At 40.2% G+C, this 16,220-nt stretch carries 12 protein-coding genes, 2 tRNA genes and 2 rRNA genes; 12 read left to right on the forward strand and 4 right to left on the reverse strand.

Annotated features, from left to right (window positions below; translation table 11 throughout):
- Positions 1-3: 3 nt before the first annotated feature.
- The 4 genes from CS842_RS04685 to CS842_RS04700 form a co-directional block, all read right to left on the reverse strand.
- A 23S ribosomal RNA gene (locus CS842_RS04685) occupies positions 4-2,881 on the reverse strand.
- 64 nt (positions 2,882-2,945) lie between these two features.
- Positions 2,946-3,019 (reverse strand) — tRNA-Ala (locus CS842_RS04690).
- Between the two features lie 12 nt (positions 3,020-3,031).
- Positions 3,032-3,105, reverse strand: a tRNA-Ile gene (locus CS842_RS04695).
- A gap of 97 nt (positions 3,106-3,202) precedes the next feature.
- A 16S ribosomal RNA gene (locus tag CS842_RS04700) occupies positions 3,203-4,735 on the reverse strand.
- The 16S and 23S rRNA genes sit together here with 2 tRNA genes alongside, the layout of an rRNA operon.
- Before the next feature lie 405 nt (positions 4,736-5,140).
- Here CS842_RS04700 and queA point away from each other — a divergent pair.
- From queA to CS842_RS07980, 12 genes are all read left to right on the forward strand, one after another.
- Positions 5,141-6,202 carry a tRNA preQ1(34) S-adenosylmethionine ribosyltransferase-isomerase QueA gene (gene queA, locus CS842_RS04705; protein WP_103327703.1) on the forward strand — a complete coding sequence of 354 codons (1,062 nt, stop codon included), beginning with the start codon at positions 5,141-5,143 and terminating at the stop codon, positions 6,200-6,202.
- Positions 6,203-6,215: 13 nt separating this feature from the next.
- Positions 6,216-7,298 (forward strand): dual-specificity RNA methyltransferase RlmN, encoded by a 1,083-nt coding sequence (rlmN, locus tag CS842_RS04710; protein ID WP_103327704.1) that lies wholly within the window; start codon positions 6,216-6,218, stop codon positions 7,296-7,298.
- Between the two features lie 144 nt (positions 7,299-7,442).
- On the forward strand, positions 7,443-7,670 hold the full coding sequence (locus CS842_RS04715; protein ID WP_103327705.1) for a hypothetical protein: 228 nt from the start codon (positions 7,443-7,445) through the stop codon (positions 7,668-7,670).
- 114 nt (positions 7,671-7,784) lie between these two features.
- Positions 7,785-8,762 carry a polyprenyl synthetase family protein gene (locus tag CS842_RS04720; RefSeq protein ID WP_103327706.1) on the forward strand — a complete coding sequence of 326 codons (978 nt, stop codon included), beginning with the start codon at positions 7,785-7,787 and terminating at the stop codon, positions 8,760-8,762.
- 171 nt (positions 8,763-8,933) lie between these two features.
- Positions 8,934-11,249, forward strand: coding sequence for a type I DNA topoisomerase (gene topA, locus CS842_RS04725; protein ID WP_103327707.1), 2,316 nt, complete (start codon positions 8,934-8,936; stop codon positions 11,247-11,249).
- A complete protein-coding gene (locus tag CS842_RS04730; RefSeq protein ID WP_103327708.1) occupies positions 11,246-12,403 on the forward strand; it encodes a formimidoylglutamase in 1,158 nt (385 codons plus the stop codon). Before topA ends, CS842_RS04730 begins: the two co-directional genes overlap by 4 nt.
- A 117-nt stretch (positions 12,404-12,520) precedes the next feature.
- Positions 12,521-12,754: a hypothetical protein gene (locus CS842_RS04735; RefSeq protein ID WP_146037456.1), complete on the forward strand. Its 234-nt coding sequence runs from the start codon at positions 12,521-12,523 to the stop codon at positions 12,752-12,754.
- Positions 12,747-13,025 carry a hypothetical protein gene (locus CS842_RS04740; RefSeq protein WP_103327710.1) on the forward strand — a complete coding sequence of 93 codons (279 nt, stop codon included), beginning with the start codon at positions 12,747-12,749 and terminating at the stop codon, positions 13,023-13,025. The genes CS842_RS04735 and CS842_RS04740 overlap by 8 nt, the downstream gene beginning before the upstream one ends.
- 14 nt (positions 13,026-13,039) lie before the next feature.
- Positions 13,040-13,207, forward strand: coding sequence for a hypothetical protein (locus CS842_RS06910; RefSeq protein ID WP_195909882.1), 168 nt, complete (start codon positions 13,040-13,042; stop codon positions 13,205-13,207).
- Positions 13,208-14,744: 1,537 nt separating this feature from the next.
- Positions 14,745-15,080 (forward strand): hypothetical protein, encoded by a 336-nt coding sequence (locus CS842_RS04745; RefSeq protein WP_103327711.1) that lies wholly within the window; start codon positions 14,745-14,747, stop codon positions 15,078-15,080.
- A gap of 24 nt (positions 15,081-15,104) precedes the next feature.
- Positions 15,105-15,269: a hypothetical protein gene (locus CS842_RS06915; RefSeq protein ID WP_195909883.1), complete on the forward strand. Its 165-nt coding sequence runs from the start codon at positions 15,105-15,107 to the stop codon at positions 15,267-15,269.
- 806 nt (positions 15,270-16,075) lie between these two features.
- On the forward strand, positions 16,076-16,168 hold the full coding sequence (locus tag CS842_RS07980) for a hypothetical protein (RefSeq protein ID WP_410468500.1): 93 nt from the start codon (positions 16,076-16,078) through the stop codon (positions 16,166-16,168).
- The last annotated feature ends 52 nt before the right edge of the window (positions 16,169-16,220 follow it).

Consider the following 16,220-nt stretch of genomic DNA (forward strand, 5'->3'; position numbering starts at 1 on the left):
TCATAGCAGAAACTTATGAGAGATTAGTACTACTTGGCTATGACATTACTGTCTTTACACCTATAGCCTATCAACGTCGTGATCTTCAACGTCTCTTATAAAGAAGCCTCATCTTGTGGTGAGCTTCGCACTTATATGCTTTCAGTGCTTATCTCATCCGAACATAGCTACTCAGCGATGCACTTGGCAACACAACTGATACACCAGAGGTTCATCCAACTCGGTCCTCTCGTACTAGAGTTAGCTCCACTCAAGCTTCTAACGCTCGCAATAGATAGAAACCGAACTGTCTCACGACGTTCTGAACCCAGCTCGCGTGCCACTTTAATGGGCGAACAGCCCAACCCTTGGGACCTTCTCCAGCCCCAGGATGTGACGAGCCGACATCGAGGTGCCGAACCTCCCCGTCGATATGAGCTCTTGGGGGAGACTAGCCTGTTATCCCCGGAGTACCTTTTATCCTTTGAGCGATGGCCCTTCCATCCGGAACCACCGGATCACTATATCCTACTTTCGTACCTGATCGACTTGTGGGTCTCACAGTCAAGCACCCTTATGCTATTACACTCTATGCACGGTTACCAAGCGTGCTGAGGGTACCTTTGAAAGCCTCCGTTACTTTTTTGGAGGCGACCACCCCAGTCAAACTACCCACCACGCACTGTTCTCGTTACCGAGTTAGGCTTCAGACAAACAAAGGGTGGTATTTCAAGGACGACTCCACATCACCTGGCGATGATGCTTCAAAGGCTCCCACCTATCCTACACATTGTTTATCCAAAGTCAATACGAAGCTATAGTAAAGGTTCACAGGGTCTTTTCGTCCCATTGCGAGTAATCGGCATCTTCACCGATACTACAATTTCACCGAGCTCACGGCCGAGACAGTATCCAGATCGTTACACCATTCGTGCAGGTCGGAACTTACCCGACAAGGAATTTCGCTACCTTAGGACCGTTATAGTTACGGCCGCCGTTTACTGGGGCTTCAGTCAAGAGCTTCGCTCGAAAGCTGACTCTCTTCCTTAACCTTCCAGCACCGGGCAGGTGTCAGACCCTATACATCATCTTTCGATTTAGCAGAGTCCTGTGTTTTTGATAAACAGTCGCCTGGATCTCTTTACTGCAGCCTTCCTTTTGGAAGGCGACCTTTCTCCCGAAGTTACAGGTCGATTTTGCCTAGTTCCTTAGCCGTGATTCACTCGAGCACCTTAGGATTCTCTCCTCGACCACCTGTGTCGGTTTTGGTACGAGTTGCTTATATCTGAAGCTTAGAGGTTTTTCTTGGAAGTCTTTAGTCGTACTATCCACGCACCCAAAGGCTTGTGGTACTATCGTAACTGAGCAATACATACGGATTTACCTATATACATTATACCCGATTACTTCAACGTGCACTTCCGTCCGCACGCGACGATTTCATTACTTCGTCACCCCATCGCAATAAAAGCAAGTAGCGGAATATTAACCGCTTGTCCATCGACTATACCTTTCGGTTTCGCCTTAGGTCCCGACTAACCCTCAGCTGATTAACATAGCTGAGGAAACCTTGGTCTTTCGGTGTGCGGATTTCTCATCCGCATTATCGTTACTTATACCTACATTTTCTTTTGTAAAAACTCCACCGCTCTTCACAAAACGGCTTCTACATCATTTACAATGCTCCCCTACCGACCTTTCGATCCCATAGCTTCGGCGATATAGCTTATGCCCGATTATTATCCACGCTCGGTCGCTCGACTAGTGAGCTGTTACGCACTCTTTAAATGAATAGCTGCTTCCAAGCTAACATCCTAGCTGTCTGTGCAACCGAACCTCGTTTGGTCAACTTAGCATATACTTAGGGGCCTTAGCTGTTGGTCTGGGTTCTTTCCCTCTCGGACATGGACCTTAGCACCCATGCCCTCACTACTGTGAAACATATTATAGCATTCGGAGTTTGTCAGGAATTGGTAGGCGGTGAAACCCCCGCATCCAATCAGTAGCTCTACCTCTATAATACTTAACACAATGCTGCACCTAAATGCATTTCGGGGAGTACGAGCTATCTCCGAGTTTGATTAGCCTTTCACCCCTACCCACAGGTCATCCGAAGACTTTTCAACGTCAACCGGTTCGGTCCTCCACTGTGTATTACCACAGCTTCAACCTGCCCATGGGTAGATCACTCGGTTTCGCGTCTAATCCCACTGACTGTACGCCCTATTAAGACTCGCTTTCGCTTCGACTTCACAGCTGAACTGCTTAACCTTGCCAGAGGGATTAACTCGTAGGTTCATTATGCAAAAGGCACGCCGTCACCCCACGAAAGGGCTCCGACCGCTTGTAAGCGCATGGTTTCAGGTTCTATTTCACCCTTCTACTCGAAGTACTTTTCACCTTTCCCTCACGGTACTGGTTCGCTATCGGTCTCTGAGGAGTATTTAGCCTTACCGGATGGTCCCGGCAGATTCAGACAGGATTTCACGTGCCCCGCCCTACTCAGGATACTATTAGGTAGAAATTATGTTTCGTATACAGGATTTTCACCTTCTATGATTGATCTTTCCAGATCATTCTACTACAAAATCTCATTCCATATTATAGTCCTACAACCCCATCAAGGCCGAAACTTTGATGGTTTGGGCTTTTCCGCGTTCGCTCGCCACTACTTGCGGAATCACTTTTGTTTTCTCTTCCTCCAGGTACTTAGATGTTTCAGTTCCCTGGGTTTGCTTCATCAACAAAGATGATGCTATATCTTTAATATAGCAGGTTGCCCCATTCGGAAATCTGCAGATCAAATCGTGTGTGCCGATCCCTGCAGCTTATCGCAGCTTACCACGTCCTTCATCGCCTCTCAGAGCCAAGGCATCCACCATGCGCTCTTATCTGTTTCTTACTACTTTCAGTAAAGTATAGATTTTATTTGTTATGATTCGTATGTCAAAGAACTTTTCAAAAAGTGGAGAATATCGGATTCGAACCGATGGCCTCCTGCGTGCAAAGCAGGCGCTCTAGCCAGCTGAGCTAATCCCCCTTCTCTTTCACGTAGTCTCGCGCGGATTTGAACCGCGGACCTCTACATTATCAGTGTAGCGCTCTAACCAACTGAGCTACGAGACTATTAAAAAAGAAGTCGAACGGCTTCGTTTTGTTTGGGAAATATATTATAAAAAAATAAAAGCTTTGCGTATTCCCTCGAGAAAAAAACTTCTCTGAAAAAGGAGATGTTCCAGCCACACCTTCCGGTACGGCTACCTTGTTACGACTTAGCCCTAGTTATCGATTTTACCCTAGGCAGCTCCTGTAACGGTCACTGACTTCAGGCACTTCCGACTTCCATGGCTTGACGGGCGGTGTGTACAAGGCCCGGGAACGTATTCACCGCGCCATGGCTGATGCGCGATTACTAGCGATTCCAGCTTCATAGAGTCGAGTTGCAGACTCCAATCCGAACTGAGACCGGTTTTAGAGATTGGCTCCTGGTCACCCAGTGGCAGCCCTCTGTACCGGCCATTGTAGCACGTGTGTGGCCCAAGACGTAAGGGCCGTGATGATTTGACGTCATCCCCACCTTCCTCTCGACTTACGTCGGCAGTTTTGTCAGAGTCCCCGGCATAACCCGCTGGCAACTAACAATAGGGGTTGCGCTCGTTGCGGGACTTAACCCAACACCTCACGGCACGAGCTGACGACAACCATGCAGCACCTTGCACCCCGTCCGAAGACTAAGCTGTTTCCAACTTATTCGTGGCACATTTAAGCCTTGGTAAGGTTCCTCGCGTATCATCGAATTAAACCACGTGCTCCACCGCTTGTGCGGACCCCCGTCAATTCCTTTGAGTTTCAATCTTGCGATCGTACTCCCCAGGTGGATCACTTATCACTTTCGCTTGGCCGCTGAATAAATAAATATCCAACAGCTAGTGATCATCGTTTACGGCGTGGACTACCAGGGTATCTAATCCTGTTTGCTCCCCACGCTTTCGTGCCTCAGCGTCAGTAAAGATTTAGCAACTTGCCTTCGCGATCGGTGTTCTGTGTGATATCTATGCATTTCACCGCTACACCACACATTCCAGCTGCTCCAATCTTACTCAAGCTTGCTAGTATCAATAGCCATTTTACAGTTGAGCTGCAAGATTTCACTACTGACTTAACAAACCGCCTACGCACTCTTTAAACCCAATAAATCCGGATAACGCTCGTGTCCTCCGTATTACCGCGGCTGCTGGCACGGAGTTAGCCGACACTTATTCATATGATACCTTCAATTTCTTACACGTAAGAATTTTTATTTTCATACAAAAGCAGTTTACAACCCATAAGGCCGTCGTCCTGCACGCGGCGTGGCTGGTTCAGAGTTTCCTCCATTGACCAATATTCCTCACTGCTGCCTCCCGCAGGAGTCTGGTCCGTGTCTCAGTACCAGTGTGGGGGATCACCCTCTCAGGCCCCCTACCGATCGTGGTCTTGGTAAGCCGTTACCTTACCAACTAACTAATCGGGCGCACGCTCATCTTTTGCCGTAAAAAAACTTTAATAAAATATTCATGTGAATACCTTATACTATGGGGTATTAATTCGAATTTCTTCGAGCTATGCCCCAGCAAAAGGTAGATTGCGTACGTGTTACGCACCCGTTCGCCGGTCGCCGCCAAATAAGCAAGCTTACTTTGCGCTGCCCCTCGACTTGCATGTGTTAGGCCCGCCGCTAGCGTTCATCCTGAGCTAGGATCAAACTCTTCGTTGTTGCTATATTTGAAGTGTTAATCTTTCTCTAGGGAAAACACAAGGCTTTTACTCTTATTTTATCTTTTTAAATGAACGTCCTGAGATCAAAACTATTCCTTTTAACAGGGAATGCAAATGTAAAACAATTTTATTTTCGACAAAATAATTTTTAAAGTTTTATATTCGAAATATTTGTATAATACAAATCGAAAAACTATTTAATAGAACTTCTTATTACCTTATTAGGCTTTTCGGTTGCAAACATACAATAATATTTCTGATTGCAAAAAAATCTACAAAATATTTTCACAAAAAGTGTTTTAATATTTTCATATACCTGAGCTGAAGTTTTCAAAATCAAACTTTTTTATTCTCGCGCCGTAGGGTTGTATATTTGCCAAGGAAATAATTCATATACAACTAGATGAAAACTTCGGATTTTGATTTTGAGTTACCGGAAAAACTCCTTGCAGAACGACCTTCCCAAGAAAGGGATGAGGCACGGTTGATGGTGGTTCACAGAAAAACAGGAGAAATCGAACATAAATTATTTAAGGACCTTATCAATTATTTTGACGAGAGAGATGTTATGATTCTCAACAACACTAAGGTGTTTCCGGCAAGATTGTATGGAAATAAAGAAAAAACGGGAGCAAGAATCGAAGTTTTTCTCTTAAGAGAATTGGATCATGAAAACAAAGTACTGGATGTACTTGTAGATCCGGCCAGAAAAATACGGATTGGTAATAAAATTTATTTTGGCGAGAATACCGAAGATGACAATGCTCTAGTAGCGGAAGTCATAGATAATACCACCTCAAGAGGAAGAACACTGCGCTTTCTTTCAGATAGTTCGTATGAAGAATTTCAGGCACAACTCAGAACTCTGGGACAAACTCCGCTTCCAAAATATATTAAAAGATCTGTGGACAAAAATGACGCTGAACGCTATCAAACTATTTACGCTAAAGAAGAAGGTGCAGTAGCAGCCCCTACAGCTGGTCTGCATTTCTCCAAACATTTATTAAAAAGACTGGAAATTAAAGGAGTTTCGCTTGCTGAGATTACTTTACATATAGGACTAGGGACTTTTGCCACGGTTGAGGTTGAAGATCTTTCCAAACATAAAATGGATTCTGAGGAATGCCATATCCAATCCAAAGCTTGTGAGATCATCAATGTAGGTATTGAACGAAAAAAACGAGTTTGCGCAGTAGGAACTACTGCTATGCGTGCCATAGAAACCTCGGTATCAGTGGGCAATCGTCTGAATACATTTGATGGTTGGACAAATAAATTTATTTTTCCGCCTTATGAATTTCGCATCGCCAATTGTATGATCACTAATTTTCATATGCCCAAATCCACTTTACTAATTATGATTTCAGCCTTTACAGGTTATGATTTAACGATGAAAGCCTATGAAACAGCCATAAAAGAAAAGTATCAGTTTTATTCCTATGGAGATGCCATGCTTATACTATAGATGATTTTTTTAAATGTCTGATCGTTTAAAAAAAGACCTTCGAAACTTATCACTCGAGAAAATCCAAACGACGCTCAAAGAGCTCGAGGAAAAAACTTTTCGAGCCAGGCAAATCTACTATTGGATTTGGCATCAAGGTGTTAAAGAATTTCATCAAATGAGCAATCTTCCAAAAGATTTGCAGGCAAAACTTAAAGAGCGATTTTACATAAGATCTGTTGAATTAAAAGAAGTTCAATATAGCTCGGACGGAACATTAAAGAATGGACTTAAACTATACGACGGAAAAAATATAGAATCGGTCTTAATTCCTTCGCTCAAGCGTTCTACCGGCTGCATATCTTCACAAGTAGGTTGCAGCTTAGATTGTGCTTTCTGCGCTACATCACAATTACCTCGCATGCGGAATCTGGAAGTGGGCGAAATATATGATCAGGTCCAAATTCTTGATAGTCAAAGTAGAAAGAATTTTAAAAAATCTTTAAATAATATCGTATTTATGGGAATGGGTGAGCCTTTGTTGAATTATAAAAATGTAATGAAAGCCATCGAGAGAATTATTACTTCTAGAAACCTACAAATCAGCGCGCGACGCATTACTTTATCCACCTCAGGTATCCCCAAGATGATTCGAAGGTTAGCTGATGACGAGCCACGTTTTAAACTAGCCCTTTCTTTACACGCAGTCCGGGAAGAAATAAGAAATAGTATTATGCCTTTTAGCAAAAACTTTCCACTTACAGAATTACTCGATTCCTTAAAGTATTGGTATTCAAAAACAAAAGATCGCATTACTATTGAATATATCATATGGGAAGGCATTAATGATCAGCAAGAAGATATTAGAGCGCTGGTGAAATTCTGCAAGGCAGTTCCCTCTAAAGTAAATCTCATAGAGTACAACCCTATTGGAAAATCACAATTTAGACAAGTCAATGAGAAAAAGCTACAGGAATATTTACATACCCTTGAAAAAAATGGCATTGTAGGAAAGATACGTCATAGCAGGGGCAAAGACATTGATGCGGCGTGTGGACAGCTCGCTAATAAGAATAGCCTGATACCATCAGGATCTAACGAAGTGTTTATTTCATGAAGATTTTTCTGCTTAATAAGTTTTGCTCTGGTAGGTCTGTATCGCTTAGAAGTCAAGAAATTTCACGAAATCCTTAAAAAATGAATCTGGTAGCTGTACTTCCAAATAAGCTAAAGAAAAGCTCAAGTCCGAAATATATCCGAGATGCTCTGTAACCCTTTTAATGACAGTGACGGAAACGCAGAAATATATAAACTGGACAAACCATCAGGGAATATTACTCAATCCGTTCATTTGATCAATGCTAAAAGTAAAGACTTGGAAAACATTGCCTGTGAAGTAAGATCTCTTTATATTTCCGATAAAGGAAATAATCTTAGCTATCGAAAAGATCTGGCGATTTATAAAATGGATACACTTACAGCTGCGTAGGCAAACTAAAACGGACGTCTCTGCTAAAAAATCTATTTTTATTTTCTTGAGTAAAAAAGTCTTGAGTAAAACAGCTACCCTACCAGATCAAAACACCAAGATAGATAAACATCAATGAGTAAAATCATCAAAAAAATTCGTGCGCCTATTGCCGAAGAAATGCATTCCTTCGAGAAAAAATTTTATCAAGCTATACAGAGTAAAGTAGCACTTTTAGACCGAATAACTCATTATATTATTCATAGAAAAGGCAAACAAATGCGTCCTATGTTGGTGTTTCTTACAGCCAAAATGCTAGGAAGACCTGTAGAAAAGACGCATCATGCAGCCACACTTATAGAGTTAATTCACACCGCTACCCTGGTACATGATGATGTAGTAGATGACAGTCATATGCGACGCAGTTTTTTTTCAATTAATGCTCTCTGGAAAAACAAGATTGCCGTATTGGTAGGTGATTATCTACTTTCTCGAAGTCTTATGATTGCCACAGAAAAAAATCATTCAGACTTATTAGAGATCATCTCAAGAACCATAAAACAAATGAGCGAAGGTGAGCTGCTTCAAATAGAAAAATCCAGAAGACTAGACATCAATGAAAAAATTTATGAAGAAATTATACTAGATAAAACCGCCAGCCTAATCAGTGCTTGTTGTGAGGGAGGTGCAAGCTCGGTAGAAGCTGATAAAGAAACCTGCATTCAAATGCGACGCTTTGGAGAGCTTGCTGGATTAGCATTTCAGATTAAGGATGACCTATTTGACTATGAACAAAACCCTCTCATCGGGAAACCTTCTGGCCTTGATATCAAAGAACGTAAAATGACCCTACCATTGATTCATGTTATAGAAAAAAGCGACTCGAAAACCCGAAAATGGCTTATAAATTCTATAAAAAATCATAATGAAGATAAAAAACGTATACAAGAGATCATATCGTTTGTTCGCAAAGAGGGTGGACTCGACTATGCTATAGAGCGGATGAGTCAATTACGTAAAGAAGCTTTAGAAATACTTAAGAATTATCCAGAAAATTCTTCAAAAGAAGCCTTGAGTTTGATGGTAAATTATGTGATAGAGCGTCGAATTTAAAATATCGGGATAATCTTAACAAAGCCAATTACGATAAAGATTAAAAATCTCAGAGAGATATTTTTTTAGAATAATACATAATTTTCAAGGCTTTGATCATACAGTTGATTTATATAGAGCAGCAGAGTGCCGATTTTTAAATTATATTTTTGTAAATATATTTAAATCGAAATGGCAAAAAATCTGGTTATCGTCGAATCTCCGGCCAAGGCCAAAACTATACAGGGTTATTTGGGTAAAGACTTTGAGGTAGCATCAAGCTTTGGGCATATTGCCGACTTGCCTGAAAAAGGAATGGGCGTAGATATTCAAAATAATTTTGAGCCCGTTTATGTGGTGCCGCCTGATAAAAAGAGCACTGTAAAGAAACTTCAATCTATGGCTAGTAAATCTGATACCATATGGCTAGCTTCTGATGAGGATCGTGAAGGAGAGGCTATCGCCTGGCATCTTTACAAAGAGCTAAAAATACCTGAAAATAAGCTTCGTCGCATTGTTTTTCATGAGATTACGAAAAAGGCCATTATGCAAGCGATAGAAAAGCCGCGCGCCATCAATCAAGATTTAGTAGATGCGCAACAAGCGCGCAGAGTACTTGATCGTTTGGTGGGTTTTGAACTCTCTCCAGTGCTATGGAAAAAGATCAAAACCGGTCTTTCAGCCGGGCGTGTCCAATCCGTGGCAGTGCGCTTGATCGTGGAACGTGAAAAAGATATACGAGCTTTTAAAGCGGCAGAATTCTACAAAGTAGCCGCTCTGTTTCTCTCAGAAAAAGGAGAGGAATTTAAAGCGCAATTGGAAAACACCTTTGAAAACAAAGAGCAAGCAGAAGCGTTTCTAAAAAAATGTATGCATACACAATTCAGTGCTTACAAAATTGTAATAAAGCCTGGGAAAAAGAGTCCTTCTGCGCCTTTTACTACCTCAAGTCTTCAACAAGAGACCTCAAAGAAATTAGGTTATTCCGTAGCACGTACCATGCGTCTGGCACAACAATTATATGAAGAAGGGTATATCACCTATATGCGTACCGATAGTCTAAATCTCTCAGAAGATGCCATTACTGCAGTTAAAGATCATATCATTACACAATTCGGGGAAAAATATGCCTGTCCCAGGAGATATACTACCAAAAATAAATCTGCACAAGAAGCGCACGAAGCCATCCGTCCTACAGATATAAACAAACTCCAGGTAGGCCAGGAGATAGCACAACAGCGCCTTTACGAGCTAATATGGAAGCGCACCCTTGCCGGGCAGATGTCTGAAGCGATTTTGGAAAGAACAATCTTATACATTCGTACGCCTGATCAAAGCGATTTTATTGCAAAAGGACAAGTGATCACCTTTGATGGTTTTTTAAAACTATACAAAGAAAATAGTGAGATTATTAATAAAGGAGAATTTAAAGATCAATTACCAAAAATCAAAGAAGGAGAATTGTTAAAAAACGAAAAAATCACTTCTATGCAGCGCTTTACTAAACATCCTCCACGTTATAGCGAAGCCTCATTAGTAAAAACTTTAGAAGAACTTGGTATAGGACGTCCTTCCACTTATGTACCTACCATCTCAACCATTCAAAGGCGAAATTATGTGGAGCTTATGGATCTTGAAGGCAGCGAACGCTCTTATGAAATCATGACACTTACCCAAGGAGACATTTTAAAAAAGCAAGAAAAAGAAATCATAGGTGCAGATAAGAAAAAGCTCATTCCCACTGATGTGGGAATAGTGGTAAACGATTTCCTGGTAGGAAACTTTCAACATATTCTCGATTACGGATTCACCGCCAAGGTAGAAGAGAGCTTCGATGAAATCGCTAAAGGCAAAGAAGTTTGGAATACATTGATTAAAAGATTTTATAGCGATTTTCACCCAAAAGTAGAGGACGCTACTAAAAGCAGTGCAAAAAGTCATGGAGAACGATTGCTTGGTACCGACTCTAAATCTGGCAAAAGAGTTTTTGCCAGAATCGGCCGTTTTGGCCCGATGATCCAAATGGGTGAGGTAGAGAACGAAGAAAAGCCCAGGTTCGCATCTTTATTAAAAGATCAACATATAGACAGTATTTCTTTAGAAGAGGCCTTACAATTATTTGAACTTCCAAGGAAGTTAGGAACTTTTGAAGAAAATGAAATCAACGTAAGTATTGGACGCTTTGGTCCCTACATTAAGCATGATGGAAAATTCATCTCAATTAAAGAAGAAAGCGGCTACTCCCCTTATAAAATTACCTTAGAGCAAGCCATAGAGCTTATTGAGCGAAATCGAGAAGAAAGCGCTAAAAATCTTATTCGATGTTTTGAAGAAGTTGATCCACCTATAGAGGTGATCAATGGACGTTTTGGTCCCTATATCCGACAGAGGAAGGCTAATTATAAAATCCCAAAAAATCTGCAACTTGAAAAGCTTAATGTTGAAGTATGTAAAAAGATTATTTCACAACCGAAACCCAAGGAAAAAAGAAAAAAATTTAAGGAGTGATTCAAGATTTCTTAGATTCAAAAAGTCAGGTTTTACAGGCTAGGAAAGAAAGTTTACATCCTTTTTCATTGTGCCATTCATTTAAAGCTTTTAGTGGAGACTGGAGAGTTCATAACGAAAAATTGGCTTTGGTTACCGTGAATGAAAATAGAAATTCTGAGCAGGAAATTGCCATATCTACCGATATAAATAATATCAGAGAGGCTCTTTATACTTTATATACCGGTCAATGGAAAGAAAAACTATTGGATATAGGTAACATCCTTCAGGGTGCCTCTTTAGGAGATAGTATATACGCTTTGCGGCAAGTAAGCGGGGCCTTGCTAAAAAAAAATATCTTGCCTATAATTATTGGAGGAAATGATTTACTGACCTATGCTCAATACAGATCTCATGATGAAATTCATCAGGTTATGGAAGTGGTGCGTGTAGATAGTCGCTTTGATTTAGGTATAGATCAAAGTCCTTTTTTGACCTCACAAACTCACTTGAATCATATGATAGTTCAGGAGCCGCAAAAACTTTTCAATTATTACCATCTAGCTTACCAGAGCTATTTAATAGCACCGCAAGAGGCAGATCTGATGATTTCAAAATTATATTTTGAATGTCACCGACTGGGTTCATTGATTGAAGATATTAGCGAGGCTGAGCCGGTGTTTCGTTCCTCCGATATGGCAAGCTTTGACATAAGCTCCATCCGCCTTGCAGACGCTCCTGGACAATTTTTCGGATCCCCTAATGGTCTCAACGCAAGAGAAGCATGTATCTTGGCAAGATATGCCGGGCTAAGCAATCGCATAAAATCTATTGGAATTTTTGGCTATCAATCGTCACGAGATATCTACGGCCAAAGCGCAAAACTTATCGCGCAGATGATATGGCACTTTATAGAAGGTTATTTCGCAAGGTGCCCAGATAAAGCTTTTGATAATGAAAAAGATTATAAACGCTATCTAATAGCTCACGAAGATGAGCCACTAGTTTTCCTCGAAAGCATAAGTACCGATCGCTGGTGGATGGAATTGCCCTGTCTGGATAAACGGTCAAAAAAGCACTATGTAGCCTGCTCGAAAAATGATTACCTCAAGGCGCTCAATGGTGAAATTTTAGATCGCTGGTGGAATAGTTATAAAAGATATAATTTAAAATAGAATAGAATAAAAAAATAAAATATAAATGTTTTCTGGAGAATAAAAAATGTCTAGTGTCTAGTTTTAATTAGGTGCTTTCTGTAAACAAGTGAAATGAAAAAAATATTCTCCTAGATCGTGCTTTTCACTTTAATGCTTTCTTGCAATTTTCTGAAACGAAAGAATAAAAACCGTGGCCAACTTATCGTTACGGAACGAATCAAACCCTGGAATATCGAGCGCCTCTATGGAATAGTTAAAATTCCTGGAGGCACATTTATTATAGGACAATCCGACTTACGATATGAGTGGAAACAATCGCCTGGCAGCTCCTTCAAGAACCGTGACCTTGTCAAGTTTTTTCATGGATGATAAGGAAATTACAAATGCCGAATACAGAAAATTTGTCTATGAGGTTCGAGATTCTTTAACCAGAGAACTCCTTGCTAAAATGGCTGAAGAATTAGCTGGATATGAACAAGATGAAGGCATAGGACAATACATCTATCTCAAAAAGAAGAGGAATAAGATCTTAGTCTTTATGAAGAGTATATTCGTTAAAACAGTACCGAGAGAGAGGGTGATTTCACAGAGAAGAAAGACCCTAAAATCAACTGGGACGTACCGCTGGAATGGGATCTGAAAAAATATCCTAATGTGAGTTATACCGAAGTGATAGAATCTTTTTACTATCCACCTGATCAGAGAATAGACGGAGAAAAATCCATCGATCCGAAAAAAAAACTTAAATACGCCTACAAATGGATAGACACCGAATCCGCACTTAAGAGCGGAAAACCACTTGAAAGAGCATATCATTCGTGAGGAAATTGAAGTACATCCCGATACTACACACCTTGGGCCTAGGAATACACCGCCTGGATGGGGCCTTAGCAATGGCACTTATCCATAGGGAGAAACCTATTTAACAGATGATAGGGGATGTTTTCTGGCTAACTTCAAGCCTCGCGACGAGGGAATTAATCTGGAAGGAAAAAAAGACCATATGTATACCAACCAAAGTGAGATCTTTCTCGCCTAACGGTTACGGTTTGTATGATATGGACGCTTTCCTATTTTAATAATGATGCTTATAAGAGCACCGCTACTTTAAACCCTTACATTTATATAGAGATAAAAATCAAAAAAAAAGTTATAAAAGGAGGCTCCTGGAAGGATATCAGATATTATCTACAAGTAGGCGTACGTGATTTGTAATACGCTGATTCATAGCGTATTTACATAGGATTTTAAACCATACAGCCCATACCTGAAAACGCTATTACAGAGTAAAGCAGGAAAAAAATAAAATAAACAATCATGGCATTAAAAGCTAACAAATAGGACAAGATATTCAATGTCGTTTATAGAATTGGAGTTTTTATCGTCATTTTAGGAGTAGTAGGAAAGCTATCACATGCTTCCTGGGGTGATTATGCTATTCTAAGATGATCGTTGAGGTGATTTTCGACCCCCTTTGCCGGAAAGTACGCCTGGGAGCGTGTCTACCCTGAACTCTCATATGAAAACGTTCTCTCAAGTGAATCTTTCAAGCAATTACATGAAAGTATAGAATTGCTCAGAATAGCACCGATCTAACTGCTCTGGATAAATGAAAAAGACACGCCTTCCTCCGAAGGCTGTACAGGACATGCTTAAAGCATGGAAACAAAGCCTTAGAGAGACCAGATTTTTAATACACTGAAAGCTCTTAGCAATAAATTATCGACCATGAATAAGATCTATGAAAGCATGCTCGCCACTATAAGTCGAACTCAAAATCTATCTTAAGCGCTAAAAATGTCTCAACATAAAATCTCACCTCGTCAAAAATGATCAACTTGATGTATCTGATATTCATCGCTATGATGATGATGAATATAGACCGTGAGGTGTTGAGATCTTTTGATTACACCAATCAAAGCTTGAAGAGGATAGCTGAAAAATGGGCGAGGACAACGAGTTGTTTTATGAAAATATTAAGAAAAAGTCTGCAAAAAATCTTAAAAAATACATTAAGATATACAAAAAAGCATTCGATATAAAAAAACTATCTGAAGGTTTTTACCAGTAGATTGAATCCTTAAAAGATACTTTAAAAGAAAGCGCCAGCCTTGATGAAAAAGTGCAGAGTTTTGATTATCGGCGAATGGAATCCAGTCATTATGTGGATAATTTTTTTGATGCAGGTAAGCCCAATGCACGAGTACAAAGATTTAAAAACGAAATAGAGAATTTTCGCGCGCATGTCTCCTCATTTTACTCTAACTCAAATGAGACTGATAAAAAAGACTCCTAGCTGGAAAACAGATTTTTCAGATAACCTTTCATTGCCTCGCTTACCAATTTTTCAAAAATCCAAATGGATATCCGAAATGAAGAATTTCGGACTTTCCTTTCAATGCTCAGGGGAAAATTAGAGGAGGATATAGCTGTGAATCAATTCGAAGCAATGGTGTTTGGGCCGAAAATGCTTATGCGTGGAGAAAAAGCGCAAGAAAAAATAGCTCTGGCCATTCGTGACACTTCCTTAGGGATACAAGTTTTGGAAAATGAACAAACGATACCTATTTCCTATAATTATCAGGTTATAGCAGATAAAGATAAACGATACGTAGAAAATAAGATTTATGAAAAAACCTCAGAGAGCGTCATATCAGCGGATAAAATGAATGTGGTTTACCCGTGGAGTAGATAACCTATTCTAGCTCTATTCCAGGGTTTGCCCTCGGCAAACCTCTCGATGAGCGCCTCTACAGGAAAACTATCTAAAATAGGAATTGTCCGCTTGGTATATAGCCCCGGAAAAGACAATACTGTGGATTTCACATTAAGCGCAAAAACCACTACGGGAAAGATTATTTCGCAAAAAGAATTTCCGAATTAAGAATTACCTTCCAATCAAGGAAGGATAGACGGAGAAGCCGAACAGTAAATTCCGGAAATCTCACTGGAAAAAGTGAGCATAGGTGCGCAGATTCCCGGCTTTGAGTTTTCGGTAAAACTTATCGTAAGCGATTTTACCGTAAATCCTGGACATACGTATCATGAATACAAAAAAGCTTTTTCTGATTTCCGTTATACTCATAAATATAAAAATATGATCTCAAAGCCTTTTAAAGGCTAACTCACCGGAAGAATTTAGAAAAACACTTCAAGAGAAAGAAGAAGAAGATGAATCTACGCCTTATCCTGAGGTAGAGGAAAAAGACATAGCTTGGTCCAAAGTGGTATAGGAAATCGTTGACCTGAATGAAAAAGTCAATCAAATCTATTACTATGATAATGATAAGCTGATCAATCCCCGAAAATCTCTTTTTACAGGGATTAATTGAAGATATAAAAAAAAGGAAAAATAAAGTAAATATATGAAAATGAGACGTTTAAAAACAGGGTCAACGAAGCTGATTTACTTAAAAAAACCAACGTATTGACACCACAGACGCAGGCTGGGAAATTCTCAATCGGGGAGGAATACTCACTGATGAGTATACAGACCGTCACGATGTTAAGAGCAGTGACATAAACATGTTCAAGATCAAGGGAATACGGTATATGGATCGTCGCATGGGCGAATTATGCTATTGCCTTCTGGCGACTCGTTTCCATGGCTCCTGATCTTTATCAACTCATAAAAGATATAAGAGGAAGAATATAATATATTAAGCTCTTAATGACGATGGACCTACACAGGTGTCTTTTGATGATTTGCTAAATGCCCGAAAATTCTCTTCAGTAATTTATAAGGAGAGCAATCTCTACGGCAATCATCCTATCAAGGATTAACCTCCCCACAGGACGCTCATGAGCAAATTCAGGAGAGCCAACGAATCAAAGG

It is taken from the genome of Bacteroidetes bacterium endosymbiont of Geopemphigus sp., assembly GCF_002904345.1.
Lineage (GTDB): Bacteria > Bacteroidota > Bacteroidia > Flavobacteriales > Blattabacteriaceae > GSPS2-BC2016.